Source organism: Cellulomonas carbonis (assembly GCF_014636275.1).
GTDB classification, from domain to species: domain Bacteria; phylum Actinomycetota; class Actinomycetes; order Actinomycetales; family Cellulomonadaceae; genus Actinotalea; species Actinotalea carbonis.
This window is the reverse complement of the sequence record NZ_BMEB01000005.1, coordinates 14,486-31,435: the sequence shown is the minus strand read 5'-3', so window position 1 is coordinate 31,435 and position 16,950 is coordinate 14,486. Positions and strand designations below refer to the sequence as shown.

Here is a 16,950-nt window from a genome sequence, read left to right as displayed (position 1 = left end):
AGATCCTGGTGGTGGTCCGATGCGCACGGCAATGTGCGGATCGTCACCCGTAGGCCGTTCGGGCGACTTGGCGGAAGTGTCGTGGTTGGGCGGGTGGTGCCCATGCGGTAGGGCGAGGGGCTTTCGTCCCCTTCCGCCGCGCGCACGAGGTCGCGCGGACGCGACGCCCGACGCCCCAGGACACCCGGGCGGAGGGCGTCGGCCCTGGGACTCAGGCCTTGCGCTGCGCCTTCACGGCGCGCACCGCGAGCTGCGCCGCGGACGCGAGCACGAGGACCGCGAACAGCACGCTCGACAGCGTCGGGGACATCCAGAACGCGAGGGCGACGCCCGCGAACGACGCGGCCGTGGCGCAGAGCCCGACGACCGCGGCCTGCCTGATGTCGACGAGGCCGCCCCGGGCGTTGGTGACCGTGCCCATGGTCGCGGTCGGGAGCATGACGAGGAGCGACGTCCCCTTGGCGACGAGGTCCCCGACGCCGAACACCGCGATGAGCACCGGGACGAGGATCACGCCCCCGCCGATGCCGAACAGGCCCGACGCGACCCCCATGAACAGCCCCGCGGCGACCAGGCCCAGGGCCACGAGCACCGTGAGGTCGAGCTCCGCGCCGCGCTCGGGGGCGACGAGCAGCAGCCGCGCCGCCGTGACGAGCAGCAGCGCGACGAAGCCCCACCGCAGCCACACGAGCGGCACGCGCCGCAGCAGCCGCGCACCGAGGTAGGACCCGAGCACGCCGCCGACGGCGAGCACACCCGCAGCGGCGAGGTCGACCTCGCCGCGCACGAGGTAGCCGATGCCGCCCGTCACGGACGCGGGCACGATGGCCGCGAGCGACGTCGCCGCGGCCCGCCGCTGGTCCATGTGGGCGAAGGTCAGCAGCAGCGGGACCATGATGATCCCGCCGCCCACGCCGAACGCGCCGGAGAGCAGGCCGCCGACCGCTCCGACGACCGCGAGGGTCGACCAGGGGACGTGGCGGGCGGGGGCAGGGGTCGCAGGACGCACGGCGGCGATGCTAGGCCCGACCGGGCCCGGGCACGCGGCCAGCTCCCGTCCGGGCGGGGCCGCCGCCGGACCGGGGTGCGGGCGCGGGCAGCCCGGCGGCGAGCGCGTCGAAGTACTCGCCGACGATCGTGTCGAGCGGCCGCGCGAACCCCGTGGCGCCGCTGTGCTGGGTCGCGGCGCGCACCGCGGCGATCGCGACGGCGACGACGAGGCGCGGGTAGGGGTCGGTCACGGGGTCGACGTCGAGACGCTCCGCGACGGCTGCGGTGATGCGCCGCTCGAGCTGCGCCGACGCGCCGTGCAGCGCGGGCAGCAGGTGCGGGTTGGCCTCGACGACCCGCATGCGCAGCCGCCACACCTCGCCGTCGAGCGGCGCGGACCGCGCGTAGGACGTCAGCACGGCGCGCAGGGACTCCAGCGGCGGCTCGTCGGCGGGACGCTCGACGAGCTCGGCGACCAGGGTCTCGCCGAGCGTCGGGTCGTTGCCGACGAGCGCGTCCTCCTTGCTCGCGAAGTAGTTGAAGAACGTCCGCACCGACACGTCGGCCGCGGCGGCGATCTCGTCGGTGGTCACCGCGTCGACGCCGCGCTCGGCGACCAGCCGCAGCGCGGCGAGCCGCAGCGCGTGCCGCGTCGCGCGCTTCTTGCGCTCGCGCAGGCCGGCGGGGGCGGCGTCGTCGGCGGCCGCGGGGCGGTCGGCCTCGGGTGCGGGTGCTGCCGGCATGGCTCCAGGCTAGCCGCGACGAGAAATAGGTGCAGACTCTGCGAAGTTGCAGAGTCTGCACCTTGGGCGCATCCTGGCCGGGTCGGGACGCCCGCGTCGAGGACGCGCACCGACGACCACCGATCACCACGAGGAGCCCCGTGTCCGCGACGGCACCAGCACCCGCTGCACCCGCGGCGGGCACCACCCCGAGCACGACGACGGGGCTGACGCCCGAGGCGCGGGCCGTGTTCGTCGGCCTCATGCTCGGCATGTTCGTCGCCGGCATCAGCCAGACGATCGTGTCGCCCGCGATGCCGGTGATCGTGGCCGAGCTGGGCGGGATGGCGCACTACAGCTGGCTCGCGACGGCGGCCATGCTCGCCTCGGCGGTCGTCGTGCCCGTCGTCGGGAAGCTGTCCGACCTGTACGGCCGCCGCCCGTTCTACGTGGGCGGGCTCGCGGTCTTCCTGCTCGGGTCGGCGCTCGCGGGTGCGGCGCAGGACTTCTGGTGGCTCGTGGGCGCCCGGACCGTCCAGGGGCTCGGCATGGGCGCGCTGATGACCCTCTCCCAGACGATCATCGGCGACATCATCCCGCCGCGTCAGCGCGGCCGGTACCAGGGCTACATGGGCGCGGTCTTCGGGGTCACGTCGATCACCGGACCGCTCGCGGGCGGCTGGATCACCGACCACCTCGGGTGGCGCTGGCTGTTCTACGCGACGCTGCCGTTCGGCCTCGTCGCCCTCGGGGTGATCGTCCGCAGGCTGCACCTGCCGCACGTCCAGCGGCGCGCGCGGATCGACGTCGCGGGCATCCTCACGCTGACGGCGGGGCTCGTCGCGGTGCTGCTCGCGACGTCGTGGGGCGGCACGTCCTACCCGTGGTCCTCGCCGACGGTCGTCGGGCTCTACCTGGCCGGCGCCGCGCTGCTGTCGGTGTTCGTCGCGGTCGAGCTGCGCGCCGAGGAGCCGGTCATCCCCCTGCGGCTGTTCCGCGACCGCGTCGTCACGGCGGCGAACGTCGCCGCGTTCCTCGTCGCCACCGGCATGTTCGGCGCGATCTTCTACATCCCGGTGTACGCGCAGGGCGTCCTCGGCGTCGACGCGACGGCCTCGGGCGCGATCATCGTGCCGATGAGCGCCTCGATGATCGTCGTGAGCATCGTCGTCGGGCTGCTCATCACGCGGTGGGGCCGGTACAAGGGGTTCCTCGTCGGCGGGACGGTCGTGCTCGTCGCCGGCTTCCTGCTCCTGACGCGCATGCACCACGGCTCCTCGCAGCTGCAGCTGACGCTCGCGATGGTCGTCGTGGGCGTGGGGCTGGGCGCCGCGAACCAGACCTACACGCTCGTCGTCCAGAACGCCGTCGCGCGCGAGGACCTCGGCGTCGCGACGGCGGCGACGCAGTTCTTCCGCAGCGCGGGCGGGACCGTGGGCATCGCGGTCCTCGGCACGATCATGAGCTCGCGCCTCGGCCCCGCGATCACGGGGCACCTCCCGCCGGCCGCCGCCGACGCCGTCCCCGAGGGGTCGGTCGACGCGAGCTCGGTGCTCGACCCGAGCGCGCTCGTGGGGCTGCCGGACGTCGTCGTCACCGCCGTCCGGCAGGGGCTCGGCGACGCGCTGCACGGCGTCTTCGTGGCCGCCGTCCCGCTCGCGGTCGCCGCCGTCGTCGCCTCCGCGCTGATCCCGAACCGCCCCCTGCGGACCGTGCTGCACAGCGCGCCCACGGCCGAGCCGGTCGCGGAGGCCGCGCGCACGGCATGACCGCTTGTATGCACGAGGGGGCGCGAGGTCGCCTGGCGCCGCGGTAGGGGCCCGTTGTTGTATACAAACGCGTCGGTCCAGGCGTACGGTCGGTCCCATGCGGGCGAGCGAGCGGGTCTACCACGCGCTGCGCGAGGAGATCGTCACGTGGCACCTCCCGCCGGGTGCCGAGCTGAGCGAGGTCGAGCAGGCCGCGCGCTGGGGCGTGTCCCGGACGCCGCTGCGTGAGGCGCTCGGCCGGCTGAGCGCCGAGGGGCTCGCCGTCGTCGGCAAGGGCCGCACCCTCGTCGTGTCGGCGCTCAGCGCCGAGGACGTCCGCCACCTGTTCGAGCTGCGCGAGGCGCTCGAGACCCAGGCCGCACGCCTCGCCGCGCGCCGCGGGGACGTGGGCACCTTCCGCGCGCTCGCGGCGCGGTTCGCGGCGGCACCGGACCTGCTCGGCCCGGCCGACCCCGAGCGGCTCGCCTACTACGCGCTCGTCGCCGAGCTCGACGCCGCGGTCGACGACGCCGCCGCGAGCCCCTACCTGCGCCGCTCGCTCACCGCGCTGCGCGCCCACGTCGCTCGCGTCCGGCGCCTCGCGCAGGACAACCCCGACCGCCTGCGGCGCGCCGCCGACGAGCACCGCCTCATCGCCGAGGCCGTCGCCGACCACGACGAGGTGCTCGCGGCGCAGGCGACCGCGGTCCACCTGCGCGCGAGCCTCGCGCACGTCCTATCAACCCTCGCCGGGCCGCCCGGCACGCCGCCGGCCGGCCCGTCCGCCACCACGCCCGCCGCCCAGCAGGCCGCCCGACCCCCGACCACAGCCGTCACCCAGCCCGCCACCCCGCTCGACACCACGGGAGACCGTCCATGAGGACCCACCACCTGCGCGTCCACCCCAGCGCCGACCGGCTGCCCCGCGAGGAGCAGCTCGCGTGGCGCCTCGCCGAGATCGCGACGGACGGCGCCGAGGTGCTGCCCGAGGTCGCGGACATGGTCGTCAACCGCGTGATCGACAACGCGTCCGTGGCGGTCGCTTCGCTGGTGCGCGCGCCCGTCGCCGCGGCGCGCGCGCAGGCCGTCGCGCACCCCTTCGCCCCGGGGGCGACCGTGTTCGGCCTCGCCGCCGAGCAGCGCGTGAGCCCCGAGTGGGCGGCGTGGGCGAACGGCGTGGCGGTGCGCGAGCTGGACTACCACGACACGTTCCTCGCGGCCGACTACTCCCACCCGGGGGACAACATCCCGCCGGTCGTCGCCGTCGCGCAGCACCTCGCGGCCCGGCGGGGGCTGTCGGGCGCCGACGTCGTCCGGGCGATCACGACGGGCTACGAGGTGCAGGTCGACCTCGTGCGCGCGATCAGCCTGCACAAGCACAAGATCGACCACGTCGCGCACCTCGGCCCGTCGGCCGCCGCGGCGCTCGGCACGCTGCTGGGCCTGCCCACGGACCAGGTGTTCCACGCGATCGGGCAGGCCCTGCACACGACGACGGCGACGCGGCAGTCCCGCAAGGGCGAGATCTCGACGTGGAAGGCCTACGCCCCGGCGTTCGCCGGCAAGGTCGCCGTCGAGGCGGTGGACCGCGCGATGCGCGGGCAGACCTCGCCCACGCCGATCTACGAGGGCGAGGACGGCGTCGTCGCGTGGATGCTCGACGGGCCCGACGCCGCGTACGACGTCGTGCTGCCCGAGCCGGGCGAGGCCAAGCGCGCGATCCTCGACACGTACACCAAGGAGCACTCGGCGGAGTACCAGTCGCAGGCGCTCATCGACCTCGCGCGCCGGCTGCACCGCGAGCGGCCCGAGGTCGCGGACCCCGAGCGGGTCGCGTCGGTCGTCCTGCACACGAGCCACCACACCCACGTCGTGATCGGCTCGGGCGCGAACGACCCGCAGAAGTACGACCCGACCGCGTCGCGCGAGACGCTCGACCACTCGATCCCGTACATCCTCGCCGTCGCGCTGCAGGACGGCGGCTGGCACCACGTGCGCTCGTACGCGCCCGAGCGCGCCGCCCGGCCGGACACCGTCGCGCTCTGGCGCACGATCACCACCGCCGAGGACCCCGGCTGGACGCGGCGGTACCACTCGACCGACCCCGCCGAGAAGGCGTTCGGCGGACGGCTCGAGATCACGCTCACCGACGGCACGCGCGTCGTCGAGGAGATCGCGGTCGCGGACGCCCACCCGCTGGGGGCACGCCCGTTCGGCCGTGAGCAGTACGTCACCAAGTTCCGGATGCTCGCCGACGGCGTGCTCGACCCGGCCGAGGTCGAGCGCTTCCTCGACGTCGCGCAGCGCCTGCCCGAGCTGTCGGCCGAGGAGCTCGGCGGCCTGACGGTCACGGCGCCGACCGAGCTGCTCGGCTCCGTGACCACGCCCGAGGGGATCTTCTGATGCTGTACTCCACGCTCACCCCGGCACGGAAGCGCGAGCTGCTCCGCGAACGGCTCGCGGGGAAGGGCCTGCTCCGCTTCCCGGGTGCGTTCAACCCGCTCTCGGCGCGGCTCGTCGAGGAGAAGGGCTTCGAGGGCGTCTACGTCTCCGGGGCGGTCCTCTCGGCCGACCTGGGGCTGCCCGACATCGGCCTCACGACGCTCACCGAGGTCGCGGGCCGGACCGCGCAGGTCGCGCGCATGACGGACCTGCCGGTGCTCGTCGACGTCGACACCGGGTTCGGCGAGCCGATGAACGTCGCGCGCACCGTGCAGACGCTCGAGGACGCCGGTGTCGCGGGGATCCACGTCGAGGACCAGGTCAACCCCAAGCGGTGCGGCCACCTGGACGGCAAGCAGGTGGTGGACACCGCGACGGCCGTCCGGCGCGTCCGCGCCGCCGTCGACGCGCGTCGCGACCCGAACCTGCTCGTCATGGCGCGGACCGACGTGCGAGGTGTCGAGGGCTTCGACGCCGCCGTCGACCGCGCGCGCCGCCTCGTCGACGCCGGGGCGGACGCGGTCTTCCCCGAGGCGATGGCGGACCTGCGCGAGTTCGAGGCGATGTGCGCGGCGGTCGACGTGCCCGTGCTCGCGAACATGACCGAGTTCGGCAAGTCCGAGCTCTTCGCCGCTGAGCAGCTCGAGTCGGTCGGGGTGCGCATCGTCATCCACCCCGTCTCGCTGCTGCGCATCGCGATGGGTGCGGCCGAGCGCGCGCTCGACGCGCTCGTCGCCGAGGGCTCGCTCGCGAGCCAGGTGCCGCACATGCAGACCCGCGCGCGGCTGTACGAGCTGGTCGACTACGCGGGCTACGACCGGTTCGACTCGACGATCTTCACCTCGACGGGGCACGCCGACCGGCCTGCCGACTGACCCGCCGACCGACCACCCCGCATGAGCGCAAGGGAGCGATCATGACCACGACCACCACCCCGTCCGCCCCCGGCGGCACGCCCGAGATCCGCAAGGGTCTCGCGGGCGTCGTCGTCGACACGACCGCGATCTCCAAGGTCGACCCCGCGTCGAACTCGCTGCTGTACCGCGGCTACCCGGTCCAGGAGCTCGCCGCGCGGTGCGGGCTCGAGGAGGTCGCGCACCTGCTGTGGCACGGCGAGCTGCCCACGCCGGGCGAGCTCGACGACCTGCGCGAGCGCGAGCGGTCGCACCGCGCGCTGAGCCCCGCGGTCCGTGCGGTCGTCGACGCGATCCCGACGACGGCGCACCCCATGGACGTCGTGCGGACGGCCGTGAGCGTCATGGGCGCGCACGACCCGGCCGCGGAGGACCCGTCGCGCGAGGCGACGCTCGACGCGTCGCTGCGGATGCTCGCGCAGATCCCGGCGGTGGTCGCGTACGACCAGCGACGGCGGCGCGGGCAGGACCTCGTCGAGCCGCGCGAGGACCTGGACCTCGCCGCGAACCTGCTGTGGACGACGTTCGGGGAGGAGCCGGCCGAGGTCGTGCAGGACGCGTTCCGCACGTCGCTCGTGCTCTACGCCGAGCACTCGTTCAACGCGTCGACGTTCACGGCGCGCGTCGTCACGTCGACGCTCGCCGACGTGTACTCCGCGGTCGTCGCCGCGATCGGCGCGCTCAAGGGCCCGCTGCACGGCGGCGCGAACGAGGCCGTGATGCGGCTGTTCGACGAGATCGGCGACGCGTCGCGGGCCGACGCGTGGCTCGAGCGCGCGCTCGCGGAGAAGCGGACGATCATGGGCTTCGGCCACCGGGTCTACAAGAACGGCGACTCGCGCGTCCCCACGATGAAGGCCGCGCTCGACCGGCTCGTCGACCACTACGGACGCCACGACCTGCTCGCGCTGTACGACGCGCTCGAGCAGGCGATGGCGGCGCGCAAGCCGATCCGGCCGAACCTCGACTACCCGTCGGGGCCCGCGTACCACCTCATGGGGTTCGACACCGCGACGTTCACGCCGCTCTTCGTCGTCGCCCGGGTCACGGGGTGGACGGCCCACGTCATGGAGCAGCGCGCCGCGAACGCGCTCATCCGTCCGCTCAGCCACTACGACGGCCCGGGGGAGCGGCACCTGGCCTGAGCTCCGCCGCGCCGCGCCGGTGCGGCTCACCGACCATCAGCCGGGGTCGCCGGCGTCCGATCGGGTGACCGACGGGAGCCCGGCACGGTGGGGTCCCTTGTGGTGACTCGTCACCCTCGCGACGATGTGCCCGGTCCACGGCGGTGCCCGCGGACGCAACGGCACGTGACGGGGGCGGCGCAGGGGCCGGCCCGCGCGTCGACCCGAAGGAGGCCGCGTGCGCGGTCGACGTCCGTCCCCCCGAGCCGCCGCGGCGCTCGTCGTCGTCGGAGCCCTGGCGGGCGCCGCCCTGGTGCCCGGTGCTGCCGCAGCCGAGGAGCTGACGTTCCTCGGCGGCATCGAGGTCGCCCCTGGTCTGCTCACGGGTCGCTTCGCGACCGCCGAGATCGGCGACGACGTCGTGTACGTCACGTCGTACGAGAGGTACGAGTCGCACGGTGAGCTCGACGAGCCCTACGAGGTGCTCGGTGAGATCACGTCGCGACCGCTCGAGCGCTCGGAGGGTTCGACGGTCCTCGGCCCGCGGTCGCTCGTCGGGCGCACGAGCGCGGCCGACGTGGCCGAGCACGAGGGGACCCTCGCGTACGTTCGCGCGTCGGACGACCGCCTCGTCCTGCACCGGCCCGACGGCACGCTCCATGCGCCGTCGTGGGGCGGCGACCCGTCCTTCGACGTCGTCGGCCCGCAGGGGATGAACGACACCTGGGTCGCGTCGTGGGACGCGCTCTTCCATCGCGAGACGGGTCGCCGCGTGGACCTGCACGAGGCGCTCATGGAGGCGCCCATGCCGTTCGGGTACGAGGTGTACGTCACCGACGTGACGCTCGGCACGGACCACGTCGCGTGGTCGGTTCTCTACTTCGGCGAGGCCACCGGTGCGAACGCCGAGTACGCGTACCAGGTGCTTGCCGCGCCGCTCGTCACCGACGGCATCGGCGCCGTGCGCGTGATCGGTCGCACCTCCGTCGGCGCGTTCACGGTCGCCCTGGAGGACGAGCTCCTGACGTGGGTCGAGGGACGCGAGGCCGGCGACGTCTACGACGGCACGGTGCACGTCGAGGACCTCGCCGCCGGGCGCGAGGTGGCGACCCACGACGTGCCCGGGCTCGTCGCGCCCGGGGTGCAGACCGACCTCTTCGTCGCGGGTGGTGACCTGGTCCGCGGCACGGTGCCGCCGTTCTTCAGCGGTCGCCCGACGGAGGTCCACCGGTCCGTCCTCACGACGTCCGACGCCACGCCGACCACCGGGTACCTCCCGCACGAGACCGCGGTCGTCGCGGCCGACGGCGACCTCGTGGCCTACGTCGACACGATGAGCGGCGTGAGCCTCGTCGACACCGCCGGGGGAGAGGTCGTGATCGCCGAGCCGCCGCTGCCCGCGGGCCCGGTCGTGACCACGACGCCCACCCGCCTGGTGCGGGACGGCGCCGTCACGCCTGGTGACGCGCGGTGCGTCCAGGTGACGGGCGAGGAGGCCGGCGTGGGCGTGCCCGACGGCGCGACGGGCGCGATCGTCAACGTCACGGCCGTCCGGCCGAACGGTGTGGGTTACGTCGTCGTCTACCCGGACACGACGGGCACGGGCGCGACGCCGGTGCCGAGGACGTCGACCGTGAACTTCGAGCCCGGGCGCGACGTCGCGAACTCGGCCTTTGTCGCGCTGCCCGAGAACGGCACCATCTGCTACGTCACGAAGGGCGCGTCGCGCACGGGCGTGATCATCGACGTGTCGGGCTGGACCGTCGAGGGCTCGGGCGTCGTGACCCGGGAGGGCGTCCGCGTGCTCGACACGCGGCTGGCGACGGGCCCGCTCGCGGGCGGCCTGCCCGCCCGCACCGTGCGCACCGTCGACGTCGCGACCGCGGCGCGGCTCCCGCGTACCGCCGTCGCGGCGATCGTCAACGTCACCGTCACGGGGACCGCGGCGCCGGGCAACCTGCGCGTCTTCCCGGCGGGCATGGCCGTGCCGAACACGTCGACCGTGAACTACGCACCGGGTGTCGACAAGGCGAACGGCACGGTCGTCCCGCTCGGCGAGGACGGGACCATCGCGCTGTACTCGGACACGTCGCCGTCGTCGCGCGTCCACGTCGTCCTCGACGTCGTGGGCTACGTCGAGAAGGGGTCGCCGTACGTCGGCGTCGCGCCGCAGCGGCTGCTCGACACGCGGGCGGGGTCGCGGGTCGGTGACGTCGCCGGCCCGGTCGCACGCCGGACCGTGGTGCCGCTCGACGTGGCAGGCGTGACGGCCGTGCCCGACGACGCCACGGCCGTGGTCCTCAACGTCACGGCCGTCGCCCCGTCGACCAACGGCAACCTGCGGGTGTACCCCGACGTCGCGGCCACGCGCCGGACGATGCCGCCGGACGCGTCGGTCCTCAACTACGTGCCCGGCCGGGCCATCCCGAACCTGGTCGTGGTCGCGGTCCCCGAGAACGGGCACGTCGACCTGTGGTCGGACCAGTACGCCGGTGACGTCCAGCTCGTCGTCGACCTGGTCGGCTACGTCGGCGGCAGCTGACCGGTCGCCCCGAGATGTCCGTTCCGGGACCTAGGGCTCCTGGACCTAGGGCCCGAGGAACGGTGCCGGCCGTGTCTAAGACTGGGGGCACGGGCCGCGGATGGCCCGCCGGGACCGGGAGGTCCCGCACACCGTAGGTTCCTGGGAAGGCAGCATCATGAACACCAAGCCGGTCCGCCTGATCGCGACGATCCTCATGGTCGCCGGTGCGCTGCTGGTCGTCGCCGGTGGCGCGACCTGGCTCACCGTGCGCAGCCAGCTGGTCGCGGAGAACATCACGATCCCCGACGACGCGATGGCGTTCCAGGGCAACCTGGTCGACGGTCCGCTGGACGCGTACGTGCAGGCCGACATCATCAACCAGCACGCGCTGGACGGTGCCGGTGGCAAGACGTACGCGGAGATGGACCGTGAGGACCCGGCCCGCGCGACGGCGATGAACGCCTCGTTCCTGCGCTCGAGCCTGTTCACCTCGGTGATCGCGTTCGGTGTCGCGGCCTTCGCCGCCGGCATGGGTGTGCTGTTCGCCGCCGTCGGGTACGCGCTGCGCAAGCTCGCCGTCGACGCCCCCGCCGCCGCGGTCCGCCAGCCCGTCACCGTCTGACCCGCAGGGTCGCACGCACCGACCACGAGGCCCCGTCCACCACTTCAGTGGGCGGGGCCTCGTCGTGCCGGCGTCCGGGTGCCGAGCGGGCGGCGCGCGGTCGGGTCAGGCGCCGTCGGCTCAGGCGCGGGTCAAGCGCGGTTCACGCGCTGCGGCCGAGCATCGCCGTCCCGCGCAGGAGCGGCTCGAGCCGCGCGGCGGGTCCGGGGCGCCCGAGGAGGTAGCCCTGGGCCATGTCGCAGCCGAGGGCGCGCAGCGCGTCGAGCTGCTGCTGCGTCTCGACGCCCTCGGCGACGACGGCCATGCCGAGCGCCCGGCCCATCGCGACGACGGAGGCGACCAGCTCGGTGTCGCGTGGGTCGTGCCCGAGGTGGGCGACGAAGCCGCGGTCCACCTTGATCTCGGTGACGGGCAGGTCGCGCAGGTAGGCGAGCGAGGAGTAGCCCGTCCCGAAGTCGTCCACCGCGAGCCGCACGCCCAGCGCCTCGACGCCGAGCAGCGTGTCCTGCCCACCCGCGCCGTGCGCGACGAGCGCGGACTCGGTGATCTCCAGGCACAGGCGGTCCGGCGGCAGGCCGCTCTCGGCGAGCGCACGCTCGACGACGTCGACGAACCCGCCGTCGACCAGCTGCCCCGCCGCGACGTTGACGGACAGGAGGAGGTCGTGCCCCTGGGCCCGCCACCGCGCGGACTGACGGCACGCCTCCCGCAGGACGTGGGCGCCGAGCGCCCCGATCAGCCCGCTGGCCTCGGCCACGGGCACGAACTCCAGCGGCGGCACGAGCCGGCCGTCCCGCTCCCACCGGACCAGGGCCTCGACCCCGAGCACCGTGCCGTCGGCGACGTCGACGATGGGCTGGTAGTGCACGACGAGCTCGCCCGCCGTGAGCGCCCGCCGCAGGGCGAGCTCCGTCCGGGCGTGGTGCTCGGCGCGCTCGTGCATCGAGTCCTCGAAGCGGACGGCGACCCGGCCCTGCGCCGACGCGGCCGAGAGCGCCGTCGCCGCACGGCGCACGAGGTCCGCGCCGCCCGTCCCGGGCTGGTGGGTCGCGACGCCGATCGCGGCCCGGACCGCACCGCCCGACGCCGCGTCGACCGCCTCGGCGAGCCGGTGGGCCAGCGCGTCGACGTCACGCGTCGAGTCACGCGACACGCACACCGTGAGCACGGCCTCGCCCGTGCGCGCGACGGCGGCCGTGGGGCCGGCCGCGTCGGCCAGGGCGGCGGCGATCCGGACGGCCGGCGGGAGGTCCGTGCCGTCCACGTCGAGGTGGACCAGCCCCCGCAGCCCGACGGCGAGCACGTGCGAGCCGCCGTGGCACGTGTCCACGTGCTCGACGAGGCCGGGCGCGTTGAGCAGCCCCGTCTCGTCGTCGTGCGTCGCGGCGTGCCGATGACGCGCCTCGTGGCCCGCACGGACGTCGAGCAGCGCGTTGAACTCGCGCCCGAGACGTCGGAGCTCCTGTGCGCCCGCCTCGGGCACGCGGCGGTCGGGGTCGGTCGCGGCCGCCTCCACCGCACGGGTGAGGCGTCGCAGGGGCCCGACGACCGTGCGGTGCAGGAGGAACCCGGCGCCCACGAGCGCCGCGAGGAGGGCCAGGCCGACGAGGGCCTGCCGCACCGCCTCGGACCGCGCGTGCGCGACGACGTCCGCCCAGGCGCTGCCGGCGGCGATGGCCCACGGCGTGCCCTCGACGGGCCGCGTGACGACGTGCCGCTCGACGCCGTCGGGCGTGACGACCGGCTCCGCGGAGTCCCAGTCGCCCGCGACCGGACGGGCGTCCTCGTCGGACGGGACCGGGGAGGCGATCGTGCGGCTGGACGTGTCGACCAGGAAGAAGGCCGTGTCGGCGGCGGGGCCGGTCGGTCCCTCCGCACGGTCGCCCGCGGCGTCCCGTCCGGGACGTCCGGCCGCGAGGGCGCCGGCCACGTCGTCGAGCGGCAGGAAGAGCGCGACGGCGCCGGCGGCCGTCCCGTCGTCGGCGTGGAACCGGTGCGCGACCACCGCGACGTCGCCGTCCCGCACCCGGTCGCCCGTGTCCCACAACGTCATGAGCCCGTCGCTCGCGAGAGCGCGTCCGAGCCACGGGGCGCCGGCGTGCGGCTGCGACCCGTCGATCGGGACGTCGGCGGAGGAGCACGCGATGGACCCGTCGGCGGACACGACGCTGAGGCGCGCTCCCGGGAAGGCGGTGCCCGCGTCGATCGCGAGCGTGCAACCGCCGGGGCTGGCGAGCACCGCGGTGAGGTCGGCGCCGGCGACGAGGCCGGTGACCTGGGCCGCGGCGGTCGCGACGGTCCTCGCGACCTCGTCTGCGGCCGTGTCCGCGACCAGGAGGAGGTGGCGCCGGTCCTCGGCGACGGCGTGCTGCTGCGCGACGCGGTGCCCCCACAGGACGGCGAGCGCGTCGAGCGCCACGACGACGGCGACCGTCACCGTGGCGATGCCCCGGACCGACCACCGACCACCGCCCCGTTGCGGTTCACGCCGTCCAACCATGTGCGCCCCCTTGCGTCCGGCACGCGGCGGCTCCGCCCCCACGTGCTCGGGACCTTAGAGCCGATGGGCGCCGTGGAAAACCCGTGGCGGGGTGAAAAGCGGGGTGGACACGTGGGTGCGACGATCAGGCATGACCGAGAACCCCACCTCCTCCTCCGCCGACACGCTGCGCTCCGTCACGCTCGACCGCGTGACGACGGGCACGTACGTGGCACGGACCGCGCGCGGTGGCTCCGTGACGATGAGCAGCACCGACGACGCGCACCTCTCGCCGATCGAGCTGCTGCTCGCGGCGATCGCCGGCTGCACGGCGGTCGACGTCGACACCGTGACGTCGCGGCGCGCCGAGCCGGACGCGCTCACGGTCACGGTCACCGCGCACAAGGTGCACGACGGGACCGGAACGGTCCTGCGCGACGTCGAGCTGACCCTCTCGCTGCGGCTGCCCGATGACGCGCCCGAGGGGGTGCGGGAGGTCGCGGAGCGCGCGCTGCGCGTCTCGCACGACCGCACGTGCACCGTCTCCCGGACGGTCGAGGCGGGGACGCCGGTGTCGGTGCGGATGGCGTGACCGGCGGGCAGCGGGCACGGCCCGTTCACGGTCCGGCGGGCCCGGGCCGCCGTCACTCCACCGTGATCGTGCGGCTGTCCGTCATGGGCTCGCCGCCCGCCTCGCCGCCCGACGGGTCGCCCTCGTCGACGACGACCGTCCACGTCCCGGGCTCGAGCTCGACCTGGAACTCGTAGGGCGCGAACGTCTGGCCCTCCGCCGTCATCGTGAAGCCGGACTGGACCTCGGCCCCCGACGCGTCGAGCACGCGCCACGTGAGGTTCGCCTCGAACACCGCCGCGTCGCCGCTCACGGTCAGGGGTGACGAGACGGTCGCACCCTCGAGCGGCTCGTCGATCTGGACCAGCACGCGCACCCCGAGCGGGTCGGTGCGGGCCTGCGCGCCGTCCCAGACGACGGCACCCCACAGCTCGCCCGCGGGTGCGCCCTCGATGAGCAGGTCGACGGTCGCCCCGGGGTCGTCCATCGCCTCGGTCACGGTGTAGACGAGCTGCTGGACCATGAGCGCGGCGCCCTCGGAGCCGACGTTCGCGGTCCGGGCCTCCTCGCTGAGGTCGACGACGGCCGAGCCGTCGGTCGTCGTCACCGACAGGACCTCCGTCGCGGGGCTCCACGAGGTCGTGTAGTCGGGGTCGACCGAGCCGGCGATCATCGCCTCGACCGCGGCCGCGACCGGGTCGCTGCCCGTGGCGACCTGGTGCTCGCGCGCGAGGCGCAGACCTGCGCGCGTGTCGACCATGAAGTACGCCGGGACCGTCGTCTCCTCGGACGGCTCGGTGGGCTCGGCCGTGGGCGACTCGTCGGGGGACGCGCCGGGTGACGTGGTTGGCGGCTCCGCGGTGGGCTCGGTGGGCGTGGTGCCGCCGCAGCCCGCGACGAGCAGGACGGCGGCGACGGCGAGCGCGGCACGGCGCCCCGGGCCACCGGCGAGGCCGCGCGCCCCCCGGACCTCGTCACGGCTGGTCAGGTCCATCGCAGCACCCCCGCTCGTCGAGCGTCCGACGGCGGTTCCGTCGGGGCTCCGTGATCAGTCTGGCACCGCCGACGGGGTCGCGTCAGTGGACGAGCTTGAGCCCGACGACGCAGCCGACGATCCCCGCGAGCAGGAGGACCTTCACGACGGAGAGGGGTTCAGCACCCGTCATGCCCGCCCACAGCACGGTCCCGACGGCACCGATCGCCACCCAGACGGCGTAGGCGGTGCCGACGGGCAGCTCGCGCATCGCGTACGCGAGGCCGCCCATGCTCGCGGCGAGCGCGACGCCGAAGACGACGCTGGGCCCGAGGCGGGTGAACCCCTCGGACCGGCTCAGTGCCGTGGCCCACACGGCCTCGAGCACTCCGGACAGGACCAGGACGATCCACGACATGACTTCTCCCTGGTGCCGTCTTGTCGCTCTCCGGGTACGGCACCCCTCGTCCGGGGTCCCCGTGGGGGACCACCCGGCGAGGTTCGCACGCACCACTTGACCGGTCAAGACAGGCGAGTACCGTGGACCCTGCTGTACCGGTACAGGAACCGCACGGGACGCGGGCCCGAGCACGTCGACGAGCACTGAGGGGAGGCGGCCGGTGGGCAAGGTCACCCTCCAGACGGTCGCCGACCGCGTCGGCGTGAGCCGCATGACGGTCTCCAACGCGTTCTCGCGGCCCGACCAGCTCTCGGCGGCACTGCGCGAGCGCGTGCTCGCCGCGGCCGCGGAGCTCGGCTACGTGGGGCCCGACCCGGCCGCGCGCGGCCTCGCGCGCGGCGAGGTGGGTGCTGTGGGCCTGCTCACCGGCTCGCTGCGGCACGCCTTCACCGACGAGATCTCGACGCGCTTCCTCGGCGCGATCGCCGAGGAGCTCGCCCCCACGGGCCTCGCGCTGACCCTCCTGCCGGCGTCGGGCGACGCGCCGGGCGAGGCCGGGCCTGCGCCGGAGCCGAGCGGGTCGCTCCCGCGGTCGGGGACGACGCGCGCACCGCTCGCCGCCGGGGCGCCGGCCGGCTCGGTCGCGCTCGACGCGGCGATCGTCTACTCGTGCGACCCGACCTCGCCCGCGGTCGAGCTGCTGACGCGCCGCCGCCTGCCGCTGGTGCACGTCGACCAGCCCCCGGCCGACGGCGTGACCAGCGTCAACGTCGACGACCACGGGGGAGCGCACTCCGCGGCGCGGCACCTGCTCGGCCTCGGGCACCGGAGGGTCGCCCTCGTGACGACCGGCCTGCCCGCGGCACTGACGCGCGGCCGCGCGATCGTCGAGGCGCCCCCCGCCGAGCTGCTCGCCGCGACGACCGCCCACGCGCCGCACGAGCGGCTCCGAGGCTGGCTCGACGCGCTCGCGGAGGCCGGCGTCGCGCCCGTCGTCGCGCACCAGCCCGACAGCTACGTGCCGACCGAGGAGCCGGCGCGCGCCCTCATGGCGCTCGACGAGCCGCCCACCGCGGTCCTGTGCTTCTCCGACGCGGTCGCCGACGGCGTGCTGCGCACGGCCCGGACGCTCGGCCTGCGCGTGCCGGAGGACCTGTCGGTCGTCGGCTTCGACGACAACGTGCTCGCGACGCGCACCGAGCCGGGGCTCACGACGGTCCGGCAGGACGTCCGTGAGAAGGGCCGCGTCGCCGTCGGCGCGCTCCTGGAGGCGATCGACGCGCGACGCGCGGGGAGGCCGCCCGAGGTGGGCAGCACCCTGCTGCCGACGGTCCTCGTCGTCCGCGCGACGACGGCGCCACCGCCCGACCCGAGCCGCCGGACCGCCTGAGCCCGCCGACGTACCCGTACCACCACCGACCCCGGACAACCACCGACCCCG

At 75.0% G+C, this 16,950-nt stretch carries 14 protein-coding genes and 1 riboswitch; of the genes, 9 read left to right on the top strand and 5 right to left on the bottom strand.

All coding sequences use genetic code 11. The features are described 5' to 3' along the window. Nucleotides 1-211: 211 nt before the first annotated feature. Together IEV86_RS14240 and IEV86_RS14235 are read right to left on the bottom strand one after the other, a co-directional pair. The gene (locus tag IEV86_RS14240; RefSeq protein ID WP_043607962.1) at nucleotides 212-1,009 is read right to left on the bottom strand and encodes a sulfite exporter TauE/SafE family protein; all 798 of its coding nucleotides are present in this window, start codon (nucleotides 1,007-1,009) and stop codon (nucleotides 212-214) included. A gap of 10 nt (nucleotides 1,010-1,019) precedes the next feature. Beyond that, on the bottom strand, nucleotides 1,020-1,733 hold the full coding sequence (locus IEV86_RS14235) for a TetR/AcrR family transcriptional regulator (RefSeq protein ID WP_081978829.1): 714 nt from the start codon (nucleotides 1,731-1,733) through the stop codon (nucleotides 1,020-1,022). Between the two features lie 140 nt (nucleotides 1,734-1,873). Here IEV86_RS14235 and IEV86_RS14230 point away from each other — a divergent pair, with 140 nt between their 5' ends. The 7 genes from IEV86_RS14230 to IEV86_RS14200 all read left to right on the top strand — a co-directional run bounded on the left by IEV86_RS14230 (nucleotide 1,874) and on the right by IEV86_RS14200 (nucleotide 11,086). Next, nucleotides 1,874-3,481 (top strand): MDR family MFS transporter, encoded by a 1,608-nt coding sequence (locus IEV86_RS14230; RefSeq protein ID WP_268235237.1) that lies wholly within the window; start codon nucleotides 1,874-1,876, stop codon nucleotides 3,479-3,481. Between the two features lie 97 nt (nucleotides 3,482-3,578). Beyond that, on the top strand, nucleotides 3,579-4,340 hold the full coding sequence (locus tag IEV86_RS14225; RefSeq protein WP_081978828.1) for a GntR family transcriptional regulator: 762 nt from the start codon (nucleotides 3,579-3,581) through the stop codon (nucleotides 4,338-4,340). Beyond that, nucleotides 4,337-5,863 (top strand): MmgE/PrpD family protein, encoded by a 1,527-nt coding sequence (locus IEV86_RS14220; protein WP_043607960.1) that lies wholly within the window; start codon nucleotides 4,337-4,339, stop codon nucleotides 5,861-5,863. The genes IEV86_RS14225 and IEV86_RS14220 overlap by 4 nt, the downstream gene beginning before the upstream one ends. Then, complete coding sequence (gene prpB, locus IEV86_RS14215; protein ID WP_043607958.1) at nucleotides 5,863-6,777, top strand: methylisocitrate lyase; 915 nt, start codon at nucleotides 5,863-5,865, stop codon at nucleotides 6,775-6,777. The genes IEV86_RS14220 and prpB overlap by 1 nt, the downstream gene beginning before the upstream one ends. Before the next feature lie 41 nt (nucleotides 6,778-6,818). After that, nucleotides 6,819-7,961 (top strand): bifunctional 2-methylcitrate synthase/citrate synthase, encoded by a 1,143-nt coding sequence (locus IEV86_RS14210; protein WP_052426358.1) that lies wholly within the window; start codon nucleotides 6,819-6,821, stop codon nucleotides 7,959-7,961. Between the two features lie 217 nt (nucleotides 7,962-8,178). Continuing rightward, nucleotides 8,179-10,482 (top strand): hypothetical protein, encoded by a 2,304-nt coding sequence (locus IEV86_RS14205; protein WP_043607957.1) that lies wholly within the window; start codon nucleotides 8,179-8,181, stop codon nucleotides 10,480-10,482. Between the two features lie 157 nt (nucleotides 10,483-10,639). Next, nucleotides 10,640-11,086, top strand: coding sequence for an aromatic ring-opening dioxygenase LigA (locus IEV86_RS14200; protein ID WP_188484730.1), 447 nt, complete (start codon nucleotides 10,640-10,642; stop codon nucleotides 11,084-11,086). 142 nt (nucleotides 11,087-11,228) lie between these two features. Here IEV86_RS14200 and IEV86_RS14195 read toward each other — a convergent pair whose 3' ends face one another. After that, entirely contained in the window at nucleotides 11,229-13,523 is a 2,295-nt protein-coding gene (locus IEV86_RS14195) for a putative bifunctional diguanylate cyclase/phosphodiesterase (RefSeq protein WP_052426477.1), read from the bottom strand. 193 nt (nucleotides 13,524-13,716) lie between these two features. On the opposite strand from IEV86_RS14195, the gene IEV86_RS14190 reads away from it, so the two are divergent. Further along, nucleotides 13,717-14,157 (top strand): OsmC family protein, encoded by a 441-nt coding sequence (locus IEV86_RS14190; protein ID WP_043608940.1) that lies wholly within the window; start codon nucleotides 13,717-13,719, stop codon nucleotides 14,155-14,157. 52 nt (nucleotides 14,158-14,209) lie between these two features. Here IEV86_RS14190 and IEV86_RS14185 read toward each other — a convergent pair whose 3' ends face one another. Next, complete coding sequence (locus tag IEV86_RS14185; protein ID WP_043608938.1) at nucleotides 14,210-15,130, bottom strand: Gmad2 immunoglobulin-like domain-containing protein; 921 nt, start codon at nucleotides 15,128-15,130, stop codon at nucleotides 14,210-14,212. Nucleotides 15,131-15,212: 82 nt separating this feature from the next. Then, nucleotides 15,213-15,527 (bottom strand): DMT family transporter, encoded by a 315-nt coding sequence (locus IEV86_RS14180; RefSeq protein WP_043608935.1) that lies wholly within the window; start codon nucleotides 15,525-15,527, stop codon nucleotides 15,213-15,215. Between the two features lie 9 nt (nucleotides 15,528-15,536). Then, nucleotides 15,537-15,602: riboswitch (guanidine-III (ykkC-III) riboswitch) on the bottom strand. 127 nt (nucleotides 15,603-15,729) lie between these two features. Here IEV86_RS14180 and IEV86_RS14175 point away from each other — a divergent pair. After that, nucleotides 15,730-16,899 carry a LacI family DNA-binding transcriptional regulator gene (locus IEV86_RS14175; protein WP_043608932.1) on the top strand — a complete coding sequence of 390 codons (1,170 nt, stop codon included), beginning with the start codon at nucleotides 15,730-15,732 and terminating at the stop codon, nucleotides 16,897-16,899. The last annotated feature ends 51 nt before the right edge of the window (nucleotides 16,900-16,950 follow it).

Coding starts and splice junctions, on each gene's coding strand:
- IEV86_RS14225 (WP_081978828.1), top strand. CDS start 3,579: ATGCGGGCGAGCGAGCGGGTCTACCACGCGCTGCGCGAGGAGATCGTC.
- IEV86_RS14190 (WP_043608940.1), top strand. CDS start 13,717: ATGACCGAGAACCCCACCTCCTCCTCCGCCGACACGCTGCGCTCCGTC.
- IEV86_RS14235 (WP_081978829.1), bottom strand. CDS start 1,733: ATGCCGGCAGCACCCGCACCCGAGGCCGACCGCCCCGCGGCCGCCGAC.
- IEV86_RS14220 (WP_043607960.1), top strand. CDS start 4,337: ATGAGGACCCACCACCTGCGCGTCCACCCCAGCGCCGACCGGCTGCCC.
- IEV86_RS14200 (WP_188484730.1), top strand. CDS start 10,640: ATGAACACCAAGCCGGTCCGCCTGATCGCGACGATCCTCATGGTCGCC.
- IEV86_RS14210 (WP_052426358.1), top strand. CDS start 6,819: ATGACCACGACCACCACCCCGTCCGCCCCCGGCGGCACGCCCGAGATC.
- prpB (WP_043607958.1), top strand. CDS start 5,863: ATGCTGTACTCCACGCTCACCCCGGCACGGAAGCGCGAGCTGCTCCGC.
- IEV86_RS14185 (WP_043608938.1), bottom strand. CDS start 15,130: ATGGACCTGACCAGCCGTGACGAGGTCCGGGGGGCGCGCGGCCTCGCC.
- IEV86_RS14180 (WP_043608935.1), bottom strand. CDS start 15,527: ATGTCGTGGATCGTCCTGGTCCTGTCCGGAGTGCTCGAGGCCGTGTGG.